Source organism: Clostridium sp. JNZ X4-2, assembly GCF_054889485.1.
Map to the genome: position 1 here is coordinate 2,966,337 of NZ_CM142685.1, position 18,632 is coordinate 2,984,968.

The following is an 18,632-nucleotide window of genomic DNA, read 5'->3' on the forward strand; positions in this document are numbered from 1 at the left end:
TGCACAAAGTCGTTTTTAAAAACAAAAAAACATCTATGCTGTCCTATCGCCGGAAATCGGTATCAATCCTATACACTCGCGAACGGAAATTTCCTCGGTTACCTTGTTCCCGCGCGCAAACAAAATATCATTCCGAATGTACGGATCGGAAATTGGGAAATCACAGAAATGGCTTATATACTGAGTTTTTCAGCCTTTTCAGTCCTTCACCCTTGACATCAATAAGACGCACTCAACATTCCAAAAGTGTGTGAAACTTAAGATAAAATGCTGAACAATATGGGGGAATGATCAAAAATTATCTATTAATTTCTAATCCATTGTCATTACACCAATCCAATGCAATTTTCTTAAATTTATCATCCGTAAATTTGTACCATTTCTTTTCTACATTAAATCTTATGACTGCATCCTTAAATCTCCTAAAAGCTCCCTTTCCATTTAATGCATTTAATAGTTTATTGGATATTTTATCATTATCTAAGGAATAACAGAATTGAACCATAATATCATACTCATTAATATCAAACTTGGATGGCAATGAAATATAGTTATCCCAATTTTCTTCCACGTCAATGGCAGCTTTAACATCATCCAGCTGCCATTCCATCAGCTTCTCTGCATCATCTTCATCATAATCCTCAGCCATCCTCCTTGTCTCATCATCTATATAAATAACTTCACCTGTAACCTTATTATAATAATAGTTTCCCTCATCACTAGCTAATTCTATTGCTTGTAATACATCTTCTATTTTAACTTTTCCCATTTTTACATTCTCCTTTTACCACATTTCCAGATATGAACCTGCCTTTCAAAACCTGCCGATTCATGCATTGTGCTGACGGGCAGCCGGTATTATCCTTACTTTTAATTATTGTTTTAGAACAATAGTTATGATAAATGCAATCGATACGCTGGTCAAGGTGCCCACCAAATATTTCTCTGCAAAATTTTTATCTTCAAGCTGCTTGTAACATGCAATACTTTTTGCAGTCAACACAAAGCCAATTGCTCCAAATTGATTACATAAGATTAAACCTGAAACAATGATTCGTTCAAGCTTTCCAATTATACGTCCTACTTGAGGATCATTCTCCTCCTGATCACTGCTGTTTTCATCAATAATATACGATAATAGCTTCTTTATAAAAACTGCTGCAGGATCCCATATTATCACAAATATCAATGTGAGCAAGCAACTAAACTGTTAAAATGCGGCCATTGCTGTATATGTTCGTATAATGAGGTTGTTTCTGCACCTAGATCAAACGCATAATATATAATCATATTTTACCTCTTATAAATACTTATCCATAAATTTTAAAGCTACAATAGTTAAATTTCTAGCTTCGTAGATATTGGCTGTTTTAAAAGTTTTTTCAATACTTTGTCTACTTATGTTTAAAATTTCAGATAATTGTGTAGTCATTCCTCTTTTCTTTCCGCTGGAAACATAAAAATTGCTATCATCGTTAGCTGCATCTATTGGAATAGGCTCTAAATTCATAAATTCAATCTCATCGAAGGGATATTTTTTTACCGATTTACTTTTCTTATAATACGTATAATAATTGAATTTGTTTTTTGATACTGCAAGTTTTGAAATGAGGTTACTTTTACTATGATCAATCACCCGGCCATAATCAATAGGGTACAGCAATTCTGAAATTAGCATAAGTTCATTTTGATATTCACTATGGTTGCCGGTTAATATAAAAGAAGTATTAATTAAAGCGTTTAAAAATAAATCAGCCTCAGTTCCTGAGTAAAGAAGTACAGAATGTCCTAGTGAATCTTTTACGTTTTCAATGGCATTACGTGCATTATGATATGCCGGACCATCTTGAGCAGTTGTGCTTGCATTTTCAATTTTTATATTCCACTCGCCTATGCCAATTCCTGCTTTGATTTCCACTGGAGAAATAAGCATATAAAACATTCTAAAATAAAGATATGCAGATTCTGTGGAGATAAACAGACCTTGGATCTCATCTCCTGCACTGAACTCCACATCCCTGGCCAATGAACTTGAAAACACCTCGTTTAATTTTTTAATTACCGTGACAATGTACTTCTGTATAGAATTTCTATCCTCAACTGAATAGGATCGAGACTTTTTCAGATCCATTATTAACACAGTGTAATTTTTCATACCATCACTCCTGATAATCATTGTAACACAATTTAGCAAAAATGCAATCAATATGAGTTGCACTTTTAAAAAGCAACCTGAATAGATTGCATAAAAGCAGCTATATCTTCAAAGATAAAATACATCAATAATCAGAGACCACCTTTGTCATCCTGAGGTTTGTTAGGGATACGTCTTCTCTGACAACTGTATTTTCAGTCTGCATCACATATCCCAGTTGCTCAAGAAAGGGTCTGACTGTAATGGATGCATATGTTTCAAAGCAAACCACATTATTCTTTCCCACGCGCCGCTCTAATTTCTTCACCAGCCCCGCTGCAATTCCCACGCTTTGATAATCTTTATAAACAAAAAGTCTGTCCAGATAACCATTTCCATCCATATCGGCAAAACCCCCAATCACACCGGCCTGCACAGCTAGCAAAGTGGTGTACTCTGAGAAGAAGAAGTTCCATTCTTCCAAAATCTACAACACTTGAGCCAATCTTCCAAATCAATGCCCATTATACTCACGATATGAACACTGTACCATCTTTCCTTGAGTGATTTTCCGTTCAAGTTCATATACTTATAACCTCAGGACGCTTTTTCCAATCACTCAACTTTACAGTCCAATACCCTGACCATTCCTTCATTGCCTTTAACGTAGTAAAGCGAAGAGACTGTTCTCTCTCCGTTTTACACCACACTTATATTTAATTTATCCTACTTATCCACAACACCCCATTTATTCCACCTTCACATTTTTCAGCGAATCTACAATTTTGATACTCATAAATGAAGTAAAGGGACATATAAGTTATTTTTCCGTTTCAATGCAATATCTATTAATCAAATCCAAAAACAGTTTTATTACAGGATTTGTATTATCGGGATTTACCACACAAACATATGAGTCAGAATATTCGGAATCAAGCTTTATAGAATAATAGTATGGACTATTTAACAACATTGGATCATATGGATTTGAAATAGTAAGTCCATTATCCGATAATACCTTAAAGTAAGCAACTTCTGATGAAGCCACTTCCACCTGATGAACATTTGTAAGATCAAAACGGTCTTTGAAAACTTTGTCCACCTGATGTCCATTTGGTGCAGTTAGAAAAAAGGTTTCTCCACAAAGATCATTATAATCAAGAGTTTGTTTATTTGCTAACCTATGATAAGCAGACATAACAATTAGAGTTTCTACTTCTTTCAATGGTATAACAGTAAAGCCTGATTTGTCCCAATGAGGGACATTAAGACCAATAGCAATATCTATGCTCTCATTTTTAAGTCCTTTGATTTGTTCCCATGAAAATAATTTATTACATCGTATCCGTAATGATGACCATGTTTCACGTAGTTCATTAATAACAGGGAAAAACATATATTCTGAATAATAACCGGATTGAAAAGAGATAGATAATGAACCTATTTTCCCTTCCGAAGCAATTCCTGCCATATTAAGAGTATAATTTATCTCTGAAATTGCTGCTTTCACACCTTCATATAGTATTTGTCCAGGCTCAGTAAGGCGAATTGGTTTACTGTTTCGATTGAAAAGAGCGTAGCCTAATTCATCTTCCAACAACTGTATATACCGACTTATTGTTGGTTGGGATGTATAGACTTGTTCTGCTGCATGGGTAAAACTTCCTGTTTCAGCAACTGAAATAAAATATTTGAGTTGTAGTAAAGTCATATTAATCTCCATTCCTCCGCCAAAGGGCGGCACAAATAGTAATGAAAGTTTTTGACTACCTCTACTTTTTTGCTACAATAGTTTCAAGAAGCTACACTATAAAGCACGGTAGGAGGAGTCGTAAAAACTCTCTTCGTTTTATACAGCATATTATAATCAATGTAAGTCTCACCTTTCAAGCACAAATAAATAGCTCTATAAGACCGTACACTAAGAATTATCTTAACACCTAGTTAAATGCGTGGTGAGGTACTCAAACATCCAATACCCCCACAGATTGAAATGGAAAACCACTGGCATATAGAATATTCCGATTCTCTTTTCTTCATACACTTCCCTTTCTTATTTTCGGTATAGCAATCCTTCCGATTTTCATGGACTTGCTCCTTACCTGTATATTTTTCTGTCCTAGATTATTTTTATAAAGTAAAACAGCATGATCAGGTATACGAGTTTTAATCGATTATCCAATCATGCTTAACATCTCAGTTCAACTTACACTAAATTTCCCATCGAATTATTTGTTCAAAAAGTAATTACTATCGCCGTAGATCTTTGCAGGATTGTAACCGATTCCTAATTCTTTATACATATATTCAATAGACTCACGTAAGCTCTTCAGTTCTAACTTTCTACCTTCTTCAATAGTATAACCAGAAAGGGGTAATTCTATTTCAAGATCGATGGTATCCAGACTTTCTGGTGCTTCTTCTCTCAAAATATCAATGATAGCTTTGCAGTCAACATTTCCTGCTCCGATTGCTGTACCAAGTGAATGTGTTCCATCAGGATCTGCAAATACTCTATTATCACAGAAATGTACACAATAACAATATGGTGCCATTTTACGGACACAATCTGCAATACCTTCCATAACCATTAATGAATTGATCGTATCACAGCATGCACCTATCAGAGGATGATTCAGCTTTTCAACCAGCCAGATTACTTCATCTGCGAACAGATCACAATGGTTCTCGATTGCAATTTTCATACCATATTCCTCAATAAGTGGAATATTATCATGGAACTGATTATAAACTTCAACCAGCTGTGCCATAACAGAAGGTGCTAAGCAAGAGTTAGAAGATTTCTCTGGATGCTCTACATCTGTGCTATACTTCACAAGGTTACATCCTAATTTATGTGCAATATGTAACGAATCTACAACATTGCAATTTACACGGGGATCAGAAGGAGCATTAAAAGAAACGTTAAGCTCAAGTTCAATACCTGCATCCTCAGCAATCTTACGGCACTCTGCCAAATGTTCGTCTGATGTGTCATTCTGGATATCTACCAAAGTGATATGAAGAACATCCAGTCCAACTTCTGCTGCAATGTTTACCAAATCCTTAAATGTTGCTATCTGTTCAAATGCATGATGTTCCCCAAACTCCTGAAATCCCCAGCTCTCGCCAAAACCTGAAAGGTGCAGCGTATAACTATGCATTCCAATTTTAAATTTTCTATCGTGATTCTTAATCATGTTTTTTCTCCTTTATTTTAAAAATTTTATTTTACAACTTATCTGACTTAAGTACAACTTATCATTGGTTTATTTTTATTAATTATTGATTTCCAAGTTTCTTGCAGTGATCAACTGAAACCTTTACAAATCCTTCAAATATTGCATCAAATCCCATAGATTCAATCTTTTCCAATGCTGTTACCGTAGCACCACCAGGTAATCTAAGTGCAGTTTCAAGTTCCTTCAGACTAATATCGGAAGAAAGGATCATTTCTGCACTTCCCTTAACTGTCTGAGCAAATAAACGAATTGCTGAATCGGGATTCAGTCCTAACTTTTCTGCTTCTTTTACCATTAGGTTGGCGATATGATAAATGAATCCAGGTGTTGAACCATTAAAAGGAAGTATTTCAGCCATCATACCATCTGGAATCTCTTCCACAATACCACATAATCTAAGGATTGCTGTAACCTTCTCTACATCTTCATCCGTGCAGTTTTCATTACGTGATACCGCAAATGCACCTTCTCCTACCTGTGAACTCATGTTAGGCATGCAAATCACAACCTTGCAGTCCTTGCCAAGATGTTCTGTATACCAAGGCTGCTCAACACCAGTTACCACTGTTAACATCAGCTGTCCCGGTCTATAGCATGCTTTCAACTCATCGATGATAAATCCGGCAACCTTAGGTGTTACTCCAAGAACCAGCATTTCTGAATTATCAACAAGCTCCTTCATGTTATCAAATGTTGCATAACCTTTGGATGCATAATCTTTACGTACATCTTCGTTAATATCGTAAACACCAATTTCTGAAGGGTTATACCCCTCTTTAAGTTCTGCTCCTCTGTGCATTGCACGAATAATATTTCCTGCAGCAATAAATCCATAACGTAACATAATTGTATCCACCCTTCTCTTAAATTTATTTTAAATTATTGTTCTAACATATTTGTTTGTAATGCACGCACACTGCTCCATATACTCTTTTGAAGGAGTCTCAATATCGGGAAGCTGATATGTAAGTCCCAATTTACGGTAAGTATCCGTTCCAAGACGGTGATAGGGCAATAGTTGCAGATGATCCACACCCGATAGTTCAGCAAGGAACCTTCCAAGGAGCTCCAGATCCTTTTTGGAATCATTCACTCCTGGAATCAGCGGTCTACGAATAATCAGTTTCATATTACTTCTTCTCTTAGCCCCAGCTTTACGAATGTTGCTAAGAATGACGTCATTGGACACCCCTGTATATTTTTTATGTTTTTCTGGATCCATTAGTTTCAAATCCACAAAAGCAGTATTTGTACATCTTAGAATAGGCTCGATCTCATTCCAATCCCCGTAAAAGGAGGTTTCGATGCAAGTGTTAATTCCTTCCCAGCATGCACGGCGCACTAAATTATAAACGAACTCGGATTGTGTAAGAATTTCTCCTCCGGATACCGTCATCCCGCCACTTGAATGGAAATAAAAAGGAATATCTTTTCGAACTTCTACCATAACCTCTTCAACAGTCATAATACGGCCGTAGGTAATACTTCCATCCATAGTTGTCTGAATCCCTCTATGATGACTTTCAGGAGTTGAACACCACTGGCAGCGCAGAGGGCATCCTTTCATAAATACAACTGTCCGAAGTCCATCTCCATCGAAAATGGAACTTTTTTCAATACGAAGTACAGAACCTGGAAGATCCATATTTTCATAACTTTTATAGCTCATTATATTGACCTTTCTATTAACCCCAACTTTCAATCTCCGTACGCTGAATAATATCATTCTGGATATCCTTGCCCAGCTCTACAAAGAATGCTGTATAGCCTGCAACTCGTACTAAAAGATCTCTATGATCCTCCGGATTCTTCTGTGCATCCAAAAGAACTTCGGGATCGATAATGTTATATTGTGTATGATAAATATCCAATGTACACTGAGTCTTCAACATAACCATCATATTATTTAGTCCACGCTCGCCTTCAAGAAGTTTCGGATCAATCTTTAGATTCATCTGTGTTCCCTGAGTGAAACGTGCATGTGGTAAGTTACTGATAGATTTCAAAAGTGCAGTAGCACCATTTACATCAGTACCACCTGTAGCACCGATACCATCTGCAAGAGGTGTCCATGCTTTACGTCCAGAAGGAAGCGCTCCTACGCTTTGTCCGATTGGCACGTTACCAGATACGGGAAGCATGCCTGCTGTCAATTTACCAAATGGTGAATCATATTTCTCAATCTGATCCACAAGATAGTTGTAGATTTCTCCGGCACAAAAATCAGCCTTAGGATCATCATTTCCGTATTTTGGCGCATCCATACACATCTTATAGATGTCATCATATCCTTCAAAATTTGCATCCAACGCTTTGCAAAGTTCATCCATAGTCAATTTCTTTTCATCGTAAATAAGATCTTTAATATCTGCCACAGAATTAATGATATCTGCTTGTCCGATGATATTGATACCATTGCCTACATTAAACTCAGCTCCGCCATTTGCATAATCTTTACCCACCTTCATACAGTTCGGATATGTCAACGAAAGCCCTGCAACCGGACGATAATTCTCGCTAAGATAATCCAAATAGGAATTCATTGTTGCCATTGTATGCACGAAATGATCAATCTGTTTTTTGATTGCTGCCATAAAACTGTCGAATGTCTTAAAGTCACGAGGATCACCAGTTCGAATAGAAATCTGCTCACCAGTCTTACGGCTCTTACCATTATTCATAACCATATCTACAACGCCGCCCATGCTGATTTCACCAATATCAGTATAAGATTTTAAACGGCCTTCCAGATTCGTTTCAACGCAGCCACATGGAGTCCAGTCCCATGCCTGTGACATTGGAATACCCTTATTAAGAAGCATCTTGATACCAGCATCATCATGATAGATAGCAGGCATGGTACGTCCCATACGGATGCACTCTGCAGCTTTTCTTAAGAATGAATCCGGGTTTTTGGAAATGCTGTAACGAACGGTCATGTTTGGTTCTTTTAGGGCAGTATCTTCTGTAGCCTGAATTGTCATATAGGAAAGGTCATTAACAGCGTCATTTCCATATTGATCAATACCACCTGCGCAAACCTGAACAGTCATATTGTAACCTGCGGAGAAAGCAGCACTTTCACCATCTTGAAATAATCCCATTTCTGCAATCTTAATCCAGAAACAATCCATAAGTTCCTGAGCTTCATCCTGTGTCAGTATACCATCTGCAATATCTTTCTTATAATAATCAATAAGATACTGATCCATACGGCCTAAATTGTAGGAAGAGGCATTCTGCTCCATGAAGATACAGAACTCATAAGTAAGCATACTCTGCAGTGCCTCATAGAAGCTGCCAGGTGGATTTGCAGGAACATTGCGGTTTACTTCTGCAATTTTTAACAGTTCTGCCTTACGTGTCTCATCTGTTTCTTCTGCTGCCATCTTCTCAGCCAGATCTGCATGACGGTTAGCAAGTACAATAATACCTTCAGCTGAGATAATAAGAGATTTGTAGAAGATTATCTGTTTCAGTACATCTTCTCCATCTGCATCATCAAGAGCAGCAAGTTTTTCTTCAGCTTCTTTCTTAATTCCTGAAATACCTTTTTTAAGAAGAGTTCTCCAGCCAGGTGTATTCTCACCATATCCACGAACAAACTTTTTATCAACATACAGCATTCCGCCATCACGCATTGTTCTTACATCTTCAGGCATCATTGCATCCCAACGATCAAGAACACATTTACCTCTCCAATAAGGAGCCACTTCATCCATGAAGAGTTTTTTGTTCTCATCAGACAGATAAAATGGATCATATTTACGTGTGCTGATAGTATCCAGCTCTTTCTCAATTACGGAGCAAGCAGAATCTGGATTGAGGATTCCCGCACGCGGTTTGAATGCAACACCGCCAACTAAAAGTTCATTGTCCTGAATGTAAATCGGTTTATTCTCATATACATTCTTCATAGCGGTAGCTTTCTGAATCTGCCATGGCTGGCCTTCTGTAGCTTTAAATCCCTGAGTCACATAATAAGCATCCAGAATGTCCATTTCAACACGATGAGACATATAATTTTCTCTCAGTGCCTGTATTCTCTGCATATAATCTTTTGACATGATATGTTCCTCCTTTATAATTATTATTTTTTTCTTTAATTAACTTGTAGATAATCTCTTATCCGTATTTACCAAATGAATATATTTTACGGAAGTTTCTGGTGCAAACAGATGGCAAACCACTCCTCCGACAAGCAATATGGCAAAACAGACACCTAAAGTACCATATACGCCAACGCCTTTTACAAGAATTGGAAGTAGAAAAGTTCCTGCAGCTGCTCCAAGTCGACTGAAGGCAATAACTATACCAACACCTGTGCCTCGAACACGATCATCAAATAATTCTGGTGGATATGGATTTTCTATTACAACAGCAATTGACATAACCAGTGCATATACACAGAATGAAGTAACCATAATAATAGTTGGTCCGTTATGTCCTACAATCATCACACCTAGTGCAATGGCAGCAATATAAAATGTTGAAACAAGAAAGCGTTTTCTCGAAATCCTGTTACACAGATAGGTTCCGATGAATGCTCCTGCCATACAGAAGACATCGTATAAAATACTAGATGTATTTGCATCTCCCATGTTCAATTTACTAATTAATATAGGAAGAAAGATACCTACTCCAAAGTAAGGGAAAACCTGACATGCCCAAAATACTCCACCTACAAGTGTATTTTTTCGGTACTTTGCACTAAACAATTCCATCACAGATACTTTTTCATTAAATTCTTTCTTTTCTTCAGCAACAATACAATATTCATCTCCAAGTTTTTCCCTAATTAGCTTGTTTGCATAATCTAAACGACCAACTGTAGCCAGCCATGCAGGAGATTCTGGAACCCCTATAACAATTCTTGAAATAGCGGCAAGTGCACCTGGAATAACTGAAGTAATGAAAATGACATGGTAATCCGTAGATAAGTTTCCCATAATAAGTCCTGCAAAGAAAGAAGCTACATAACCAAATGTCCAGAAAATAATAAATCGACTCAGATAAATCGGTCCGTCCTTAGGTGAAAACCACTCTGAAATAATTGTAGTTCCCACTGTATAATCAACAGCAATACAAAGACCGATACAGATACGCAAAATCATTAAAATTTCAACATTTGATGTAAAAAACTGGAGGATAGAAAATATAGAAAATAATCCCATATCCAATATCAACAATTTGCTTCTGCCAATTTTATCTGCAATATTGCCGACAACAAGGCTTCCTGCAAGTCCAATTAGTGTTCCAGCTCCCAACAACCCAACCCAAAAAGTACTTAACCCCAATTTATCCTGAGCTTGTGTTACTGCTGTACCTGCAATCCCCAAAGCATACCCACACGCAATCTGACCTAGAATAATACAGACATATAGCATCAGATGGAATTTCGTAAATGGCGCTTCTTTATAATTTTTTTTCATTTTTTCTCCTTTCATATGTCTTTGTTATTATATTAACATTTACTCTTGTTATTATATTAACATTCAATTGTTCAAACTGGAAATACCTATGATGAATACCACTATTCAAAAAATAAATAGTAGGTTTTTCAAAACACGACGTCATTTCAAAATTTTCCACGGTTTTGCAGTTACATATTGCTTAGTTTAGCCTGAACCTATTGAGTTTACTGGGATTAAGGCTTAAATTTAGTGGATTAAAAATAGATTATATATAGATTGTAAATAAACTTCTTTTTTCTGCTCTCCGGTAATTCCTATATATCTTAAAGTTTATGATTTTGAGGAATGATTAAATATATCCATATCAACTCTGCGTTATTACGATAAGGAAAGACTGCTTCCTCTTGTCAATAAAACCTCTGGAAATGTAAGGATGTTTGATAACACAGACATTGAATGCCTGAAAATGATAGAATGTTTAAAGAATACAGGTATGCCACTTAAAGTTATCAAACAATTCTTTGAATGGTGCGAAGAAGGGGATTCCACAATTGACCAGCGATATAATCTATTCATTCATCAAAAAGAAAAAACTGAAAAACAGATTGCTCCCTTACAAAATGCACTTGACCGCATCAATTATAAATGTGAGTTTTATAGAATAGGAAAAGAAAAAGGGACAACCAACCTTCCTGGATTACGCGAAGAACTGGCTATGAAATTTCTTAATAAAGATGCAGAAAAATAAATATCAGAGTAATTTGTTGTCCCTTTTGTGTTTTTAGCCATCAAGAGAATATTTTCCAAACCAATAGTTTTTTCTTTTCCTACAGATAACAATAATTTCATTACAAATTAAATTATTATACATTTTCTGTGTTATCTTCATATCCATAACCAATATTTCCAATCCACATTGTAGAAAACCCCAAAACCTCATGAGAATTATTTGTTTTATGTGGATTCCCTTTATCCTTTCTTTGCCAAAACTATAAATTCTACTACTTATATACTTATAACACCATATTTAATGTGTATAATGCTTATCTTTGTTTTTTAACATAATTTCCAGCACTGCTTAACGTTGAATTGTGAGTTTATAAACCCACTTTTGGAGTATACTACAGAATTCAGCTGTATTTACCTTGTTATTATCATGGGAGCACAATTTGTCAGTCTTATTATTTTTATCCTTAATATTTCTTCTCTTTGGTTTAAATTTATTCCTGTTCTCTTATTCCAAATTACAAGTTCTACATATCCAAAGGTTTCAATTGATCTTTTAAGTTTTTCATATTCTGGATCTCCCGGCTTTAAATCTTTTCTTGGATTATATTTAGCCGGATTAAGCTTTTTAACAGATACTTTTTGAATCTCCAAATTATCACCTTCCTTAAAAGCAAATAGAAAACACCTTAAGAAGTATATTTTTAATTTAACTTCTTAAGGTGTAAAATTTTCTGTAATTCCTTTAAAATTCAGCATTTTTCATATTTGATTTTTAGCCTATACCCCCTATGGAATTTTGCGATTTTTCACGCGGGGAGGGCCACCCGGCCTTTCCGGCACAACTCCAGGGGAAATTATACCCCATATCCCTTTGAAATTTATATATTATAATCATTTCTTGTAAAATAAAAAAGACCTCACAAATATTGTGGGTCTCGACTTACATAATACAGAAGAGCCCACTCGTGACTCTTCATTTTGTTATTATTACCACTTTGGACATTCATTTCAAAGCATCTTTGTATCTTTATTATCTTCATCTAATAATATTATATTCATTTAAAGATAAAAAGATACTAAAAATTGTATAAAACAGGGAACCCGCTCGTGATTCCCATTTGAAATAATATTACGACTATCCCACTCGTGAATAGCATCTTTGTACTTTCATATTACCACTGATTTTGCTGCTTGTCTACATATTTTTATCAGAATTACTTTTAATTAATGATTTCAATTCTTCTACATCTTTTAACCCAAATTCATTAAGTAATTCTTTAAGTTTTCCAATTTTCTTCTCTTTCTCATCTAACTCATTTGCTAATGATTTAACTTTATTTTTTAATTTGTCTATATATTTTAATTTATCATTCAATATATTATTAAGCTTATCATAATGTCTTTTAATATCCAAAGAAATAGCAATTGCTTCATCTATCCTTTTAATTTCATCTTTTTCTAAATTAGTAATAAATTCTCCCAATCTTCCTTTACTAACACATATTATATTTCCTAAAAGCACATTACCATCAAGAATAACATCTCCATCTGAATTATATTTGTCTGCTATTGGAATAACAATTGGTAATTTTGAATTGCTATGGGTTATAGGTGCCACAATCGTATTAGGTGATTTAGTGTTTCCAGCATCATATTGTATTATGACACAAGGTCTTTCTTTACATTCTTCACTTCCAATATTCTGACCCAAGTTACACTTGTATACTTCACCTCGTTTCACAATTCTGCTTTTAGCACAACTTGCTCTTGAATCAAGAAACAGTTTTGTTTTAAGCCATTCTAAATACATTTGTGTCCTAGATAAATCTATATTTATAGGCACAGTCCTCTCCCCTTCTTGCATTTGTAATGCATTTATCTGTAAATTATAACATACCTAAATTTATATATCTATATGTGGATTCAATAGGGTACATTTAATTAAAATGAAGAAAATAAACCCATGGATAAAGATACAATTATACGGTTAAATTTCTGGTAGAAAAGCATAAAAAATAGTCTAAAATAACCTTGCAATCCAAATATAAGGAGGTATCTTAGACTATGATTAAAAATCGTAATGAAATTATAGCACAAAACATTAAAAAATCTGAGAGTATTCTAGTGGATTTTACGGATGAACTTGCTAATTTGGATAATAAAAGTAATATCAACATTAATACTGTGGAAAAGACTCTCGGGAATACGATTTCTTCTTTTATAGGTATTGGCTTACAGATTTCTGGAGAAGTTTTAAGTAATATTGAAGTTAATAATCACGATAAATACTGCAGTTGTGGTGAAAAATTAATTACCCCAAAGCGTGGGGTTCAAACTCATATATTATCCATGTATGGATATATACCTTTTAAAAGAGATAGCCTTATTTTGCAGGCGATGCCGTAAAGGATACGGAATTTCAGATGAACAATTTCAAATACCGGCCAATCACAGGATTACAAAGGGTATGACTGAAGTAATAACATATGTGTCTCAACTTATGCCATTTAAAGAAGCTTCCGAAACTATAAAAAAGCTTATTAATGTAGATCCATGGACATCTTAATATTGATGAGGTAACATAAGATGAAATGGTGTATAAAAAAATATACTGGTAAAAATATGATATATAGGTATAATAATAGAAATGTAAATTATTTTATTAGGAGGATATTTTTTTGAAACAAAGGATTAAAGAAAAGAAAGAATTAATAGTTATTTTTACTCAAACAGGCTTTACAGTAGATTATGAAATAGCTTCTAAAAAATTTTTATCTAAAGAAAATCAAAACAATCAAGAAGTTTGGTATACAAAATTCTTAGAGGATAAGTATAAAACCTTATGGGAGCTTGGATTCAGTAATCAGGATGATTGGATGTCACAATCAATAAGCTTTTTATATTTTATAGCTAATAAATTAATAATGAAAATTTCAAGGCAGTCAGATATAGAGTTTACCAGGGAAGCAGCAGAATTATCTTTAGGCTATGAAGATCTTGATGAAATTAAAAATAGAGTACCTTTTGCAATAGGTATAGAATTTATTAATGATAAATGGATTTTTTCCATCTGGGAAAAAATTATTGATGTATATAAAAGACAGATATCCAACTATAATGGAACCGTTAAGGATTTTTTAATAGAGAGAAATACTAATATCAATATAGTTGGAAGAGTATTTTTCCATTTAGTAGAAAATAAACAAGAAGATTATCCCTTTGCATTTCTGGCTACATATTCTACAGAAAATAAAACTGCAGGTTTACATAAAGCAAAACACATGCCTTTAAAAAATGCTCTTTTAGAATATAAAGAAGATAAAGAAAAACTCCTCCAATTAATGTCAACTATAAGCAAAGCAGCAGATAAAAGTAGTTTTATATCAGAGCTTATGGAAAGCGGAGAATTATTTTCACCATTAAAGTTTTCGAGAAAAGAGGCTTATACCATTTTAAAGGAAATACCTATTTATGAGGAAGCAGGAATAATGTGCAGAATTCCAAACTGGTGGAAAAAGAAAAGTAATTCCTTAAGACTTTCAATTTCTATTGGAGAAAAAGAACCTTCAAAGGTTGGAATGGATACATTATTAGCTTTTAAACCAGAAATATTCCTTGGAGAAGAAAAACTTTCTAAAGAAGAATTGCAAAAGCTACTTTTAGAATCTGAAGGACTAGCTTTAATTAAGGGAAAATGGATAGAAATTGATAAGAATAAGCTGTCAGAGATTTTAGAAGCCTATGAGAAAGCCAATACTTTATCTGAAAATCAAGGATTAACCATAGCAGAAGCAATGAGGATGGAACTAACTGCAGGTGAAAAGTTAGGGATTAATGAAGCTGTTGTGGACTTAGAAGTATCAAACGGAACATGGCTCAAAAAAATTAGAGAAACTATGCTTAATCCAGAAATTATTAAAGAAATCAAACCTGTTGAAAGTTTTAATGCCACTTTGAGACCATATCAACAAACAGGTTTTTCATGGCTTTCTTATATGCAAAAGCTTGGTTTTGGAGCTTGTCTTGCGGATGATATGGGACTTGGTAAAACTGTGCAGATTATTGCTTTTCTTGAAAAAATCAGAACTGAAAGAGGAGGAAAGATACTTCTTATAATCCCAGCCTCCCTCATCGGGAACTGGCAAAAGGAAATAGAAAAATTTGCACCTAAAATGACAATAACTGTACTCCACGGAAAAGAATCTGCCATAAACTTAAAATCAGATACTGCATTTTTGTATATTACTACCTATGGCATGGCAGTCCGCTTAGAAGAACTAAAAGATATTATTTGGGACATATTAATTCTTGATGAAGCTCAAGCAATAAAAAACCCAGGAACAAAACAAACTAAAACCATTAAACAAATTAAAAGCAAAAGTAAAATAGCAATGACAGGTACCCCTATTGAAAATAGACTTTCAGATCTTTGGTCTTTATTTGATTTTTTAGATGCAGGTTTACTTGGAAATGCTAAGGAATTTACAGATTTTACAAAGAAAATGAGAGAAAACAATAGTGCTTATGCAAAGCTTAGAAATATTATAGATCCATTTATATTAAGAAGGTTAAAGACAGATAAAAATGTTATAGCTGACCTTCCAGAGAAGATTGAAATTAAAGAGTATGCAGCTTTAAGTAAGAAGCAAATTGTTCTCTATAATAAGCTGGTAAAAGAGCTTGAAGTTAAATTACAAAATTCAGAGGGCATAGAAAGAAAAGGTCTTGTGCTCGGAAGTATAATTAAATTTAAACAAATATGTAATCATCCAGATCAATATCTTGGTCTTCAAGAATATAAATGGAATTACAGTGGAAAATTTGAGCAGCTTAAGGATATTTGTGAAAATATATATGAAAAACGAGAAAAAGTTCTTGTTTTTACACAATTTAAAGAAATGACTGAGCCTATAGCAGAATTTTTAGAAGAAATATTTAATAGGAAAGGCTTAGTCCTTCATGGTGGAACTTCTATTAAAAAAAGAAGTAAAATGGTGGAAGAATTTAATGGAGAAGAATATATTCCTTATATGGTACTTTCACTTAAAGCAGGTGGCGTTGGGTTAAATCTTACAGCAGCTAATCATGTTATTCACTTTGATAGATGGTGGAATCCAGCAGTTGAGAACCAAGCAACAGACAGAGCATTTCGTATAGGTCAGACAAAAAATGTAATGGTACATAAATTTATTACAGCAGGAACAATTGAAGAAAAAATAGATTTGATGATAGAAGAAAAACAAAAATTAGCTGGTGATATAATAGGTTCATCCGGTGAAAATTGGATTACAGAGCTTGATAATAAGGAAATTATGAAATTGTTCAAGTTAGGTGGCGAAAAATAAATGGGCTATTATGGATTTTTTGAATATGTTCCTGTTGCACAGAAAAGAGAAAACGCTAAAAAAAGTCTTGAAAAACTTAAAAAGACAAATCCTGATATCTCACCAATTATCATTGAAGGAAGAACCATTGCAAGCAAATGGTGGGGAAAGGCTTGGAACAAAAACTTAGAAAACTATGCTGATTTTAGCAATAGAATAGGACGAGGAAGATCCTATGTAAGAAATGGCTCGGTATTAGATTTAAAAATTAAAGAGGGAAAGGTTGAAGCTTTAGTTCAAGGCAGCAGCTCTAAACCATATAGCGTTGTAATTTCAATTGATAAATTAGACAAATCTAAGTGGCAAAAGGTTAAAGAAATTTGTAATCATAAAATTGATACTATGGAAACCTTACTTGCAGGAAAATTTCCTAAGGAATTTGATAAAGCATTTAGTACTTCATCAAATGGAATGTTTCCAAGTCCAAAAGAAATTCATTTTAAATGCAGCTGCCCGGATTCAGCAAGAATGTGTAAGCATATAGCAGCGGTGTTATATGGAGTTGGTGCAAGATTAGATGAAGATCCAATTCTATTCTTTAAGCTTAGAGACATTGATTTTCAAGAATTGCTCAAAAAATCAATGGAAGAGAAAATGAAAAATATGCTTAAGAATGCAGATAAGAAGAGTAAGCGTATTATTGATGATACAGATATATTTGATCTGTTTGGAGTATAAGCTATGGAAATGGATACAGTCTTAAAAACATTAGAACCAGTTTTATCCCGGTTAAAGTAGATGTACCAAGGGATAGAAAGTCTGAGTTAGAACCTAAGATAGTCAAGAAATATAAAACTGTCTGCAGTGAACTTGATAAGAAAGTTATAGGTTTTATAGGGAATGGGTATAGATTTGTATAAAAACCAAATCTATACCCATTCCCTTTTTATATTTATATTGTATACAAAAATTGTTATGTAAAAATATTGTACTTGTTAAGTTAGTGTTAAAATTCACCCCGCCAGCATTGTTAAGAGGCTTTTAAAAAGAGGGTATCATTATGTCCAATCTTCTTACAATATTATTATATTACATTGTGGCAATGTAATAATTCCTTTATAATTCCGATTTAATTCCTAAATAAATTCCTCATATACGGGTATTTTTCATAACTTAAAACTTTTTTCACGATAATTTTTCCAACATCTATCACAAGTTAAGCAGCAACGAGTGGCGAAATTAGGACAGTGACCGGCAGCTGTATATCCACTAGCAGTTGGTTTCGAACCATAGGCTATGCTTTTTAACCAGTTAGTTATATGCGTTTTTATTGTTATTAATTTCAAAAAACCACCTTCAATATCATATTAAAGTTAAATTGTATACATATTATAACATTTCATACCAATGAATTCGGTAACATTGGTAACATATGATATAACTTATTCTACTGCACTAGCCCACGATTCCCAATTAGCAATATTCTCAATCAATTTATGTCTTCTTTTGGTAACAGCGCCCTGGGACATATTAAACTTCATTCCAATCTGCCTTCCCATATTGGTATTTCTCCTTACCTATAGCTAACTTTATATTGCAAACGCATCCTCAATCTTATGCAAATAAGGGCAATATTTTTGTGAATGCTTCAATAATCCTTGCTTTGCTAAATGAGAACATAAAGATCCAACAAGGTAATACTTTTTTTGCTTAAGCATTTAATCACGCCCGCATAGCGGGCGGTTTTTAGTTTCAGTCACTAAAGTACCTTCAACTTGTTAAAACATAA

The 18,632-nt window shown here is 34.2% G+C and carries 15 protein-coding genes and 2 pseudogenes; 5 read left to right on the plus strand and 12 right to left on the minus strand.

The features are described from left to right. Window positions 1-298 precede the first annotated feature (298 nt). From ACYUJ6_RS14235 to ACYUJ6_RS14280, 10 genes are all read right to left on the minus strand, one after another. Entirely contained in the window at window positions 299-769 is a 471-nt protein-coding gene (locus ACYUJ6_RS14235) for a UPF0158 family protein (RefSeq protein ID WP_461843368.1), read from the minus strand. Between the two features lie 105 nt (window positions 770-874). Then, window positions 875-1,189 (minus strand): hypothetical protein, encoded by a 315-nt coding sequence (locus ACYUJ6_RS14240; RefSeq protein WP_461843369.1) that lies wholly within the window; start codon window positions 1,187-1,189, stop codon window positions 875-877. 111 nt (window positions 1,190-1,300) lie between these two features. Then, a complete protein-coding gene (locus tag ACYUJ6_RS14245) occupies window positions 1,301-2,155 on the minus strand; it encodes a SatD family protein (RefSeq protein WP_461843370.1) in 855 nt (284 codons plus the stop codon). 124 nt (window positions 2,156-2,279) lie between these two features. Beyond that, a complete protein-coding gene (locus tag ACYUJ6_RS14250; protein ID WP_461843371.1) occupies window positions 2,280-2,618 on the minus strand; it encodes a GNAT family N-acetyltransferase in 339 nt (112 codons plus the stop codon). Between the two features lie 336 nt (window positions 2,619-2,954). Further along, window positions 2,955-3,857 (minus strand): LysR family transcriptional regulator, encoded by a 903-nt coding sequence (locus tag ACYUJ6_RS14255; RefSeq protein ID WP_461843372.1) that lies wholly within the window; start codon window positions 3,855-3,857, stop codon window positions 2,955-2,957. Between the two features lie 505 nt (window positions 3,858-4,362). Further along, complete coding sequence (locus tag ACYUJ6_RS14260) at window positions 4,363-5,334, minus strand: sugar phosphate isomerase/epimerase family protein (RefSeq protein ID WP_461843373.1); 972 nt, start codon at window positions 5,332-5,334, stop codon at window positions 4,363-4,365. 82 nt (window positions 5,335-5,416) lie between these two features. Beyond that, a complete protein-coding gene (locus tag ACYUJ6_RS14265; RefSeq protein WP_461843374.1) occupies window positions 5,417-6,220 on the minus strand; it encodes a pyrroline-5-carboxylate reductase family protein in 804 nt (267 codons plus the stop codon). A 30-nt stretch (window positions 6,221-6,250) separates the two neighbouring features. Next, window positions 6,251-7,045, minus strand: coding sequence for a glycyl-radical enzyme activating protein (locus ACYUJ6_RS14270; protein ID WP_461843375.1), 795 nt, complete (start codon window positions 7,043-7,045; stop codon window positions 6,251-6,253). 16 nt (window positions 7,046-7,061) lie between these two features. Beyond that, entirely contained in the window at window positions 7,062-9,443 is a 2,382-nt protein-coding gene (locus ACYUJ6_RS14275; RefSeq protein ID WP_461843376.1) for a glycyl radical protein, read from the minus strand. A 39-nt stretch (window positions 9,444-9,482) separates the two neighbouring features. Further along, the gene (locus ACYUJ6_RS14280) at window positions 9,483-10,808 is read right to left on the minus strand and encodes an MFS transporter (protein WP_461843377.1); all 1,326 of its coding nucleotides are present in this window, start codon (window positions 10,806-10,808) and stop codon (window positions 9,483-9,485) included. 376 nt (window positions 10,809-11,184) lie between these two features. Here ACYUJ6_RS14280 and ACYUJ6_RS14285 point away from each other — a divergent pair, with 376 nt between their 5' ends. Then, window positions 11,185-11,538 carry a MerR family transcriptional regulator gene (locus ACYUJ6_RS14285; RefSeq protein WP_461845521.1) on the plus strand — a complete coding sequence of 118 codons (354 nt, stop codon included), beginning with the start codon at window positions 11,185-11,187 and terminating at the stop codon, window positions 11,536-11,538. A gap of 446 nt (window positions 11,539-11,984) precedes the next feature. On the opposite strand, the pseudogene ACYUJ6_RS14290 reads toward ACYUJ6_RS14285, so the two are convergent. Together ACYUJ6_RS14290 and ACYUJ6_RS14295 are read right to left on the minus strand one after the other, a co-directional pair. Further along, a pseudogene (locus tag ACYUJ6_RS14290) lies at window positions 11,985-12,170 on the minus strand (ParB N-terminal domain-containing protein); the annotation flags it as partial. A 544-nt stretch (window positions 12,171-12,714) separates the two neighbouring features. Continuing rightward, window positions 12,715-13,362: a type II toxin-antitoxin system PemK/MazF family toxin gene (locus tag ACYUJ6_RS14295; RefSeq protein ID WP_461843378.1), complete on the minus strand. Its 648-nt coding sequence runs from the start codon at window positions 13,360-13,362 to the stop codon at window positions 12,715-12,717. A 221-nt stretch (window positions 13,363-13,583) separates the two neighbouring features. Here ACYUJ6_RS14295 and ACYUJ6_RS14300 point away from each other — a divergent pair, with 221 nt between their 5' ends. The 4 genes and pseudogenes from ACYUJ6_RS14300 to ACYUJ6_RS14315 all read left to right on the plus strand — a co-directional run. Then, entirely contained in the window at window positions 13,584-13,925 is a 342-nt protein-coding gene (locus tag ACYUJ6_RS14300) for a hypothetical protein (RefSeq protein ID WP_461843379.1), read from the plus strand. A gap of 518 nt (window positions 13,926-14,443) precedes the next feature. Next, complete coding sequence (locus tag ACYUJ6_RS14305) at window positions 14,444-16,864, plus strand: DEAD/DEAH box helicase (protein WP_461843380.1); 2,421 nt, start codon at window positions 14,444-14,446, stop codon at window positions 16,862-16,864. Further along, on the plus strand, window positions 16,865-17,581 hold the full coding sequence (locus tag ACYUJ6_RS14310) for an SWIM zinc finger family protein (protein ID WP_461843381.1): 717 nt from the start codon (window positions 16,865-16,867) through the stop codon (window positions 17,579-17,581). It abuts the gene before it with no gap. Continuing rightward, window positions 17,575-17,748 (plus strand): annotated as a pseudogene (locus tag ACYUJ6_RS14315) (transposase); the annotation flags it as partial. The gene ACYUJ6_RS14310 and the pseudogene ACYUJ6_RS14315, both read left to right, overlap by 7 nt. Between the last annotated feature and the right edge of the window lie 884 nt (window positions 17,749-18,632).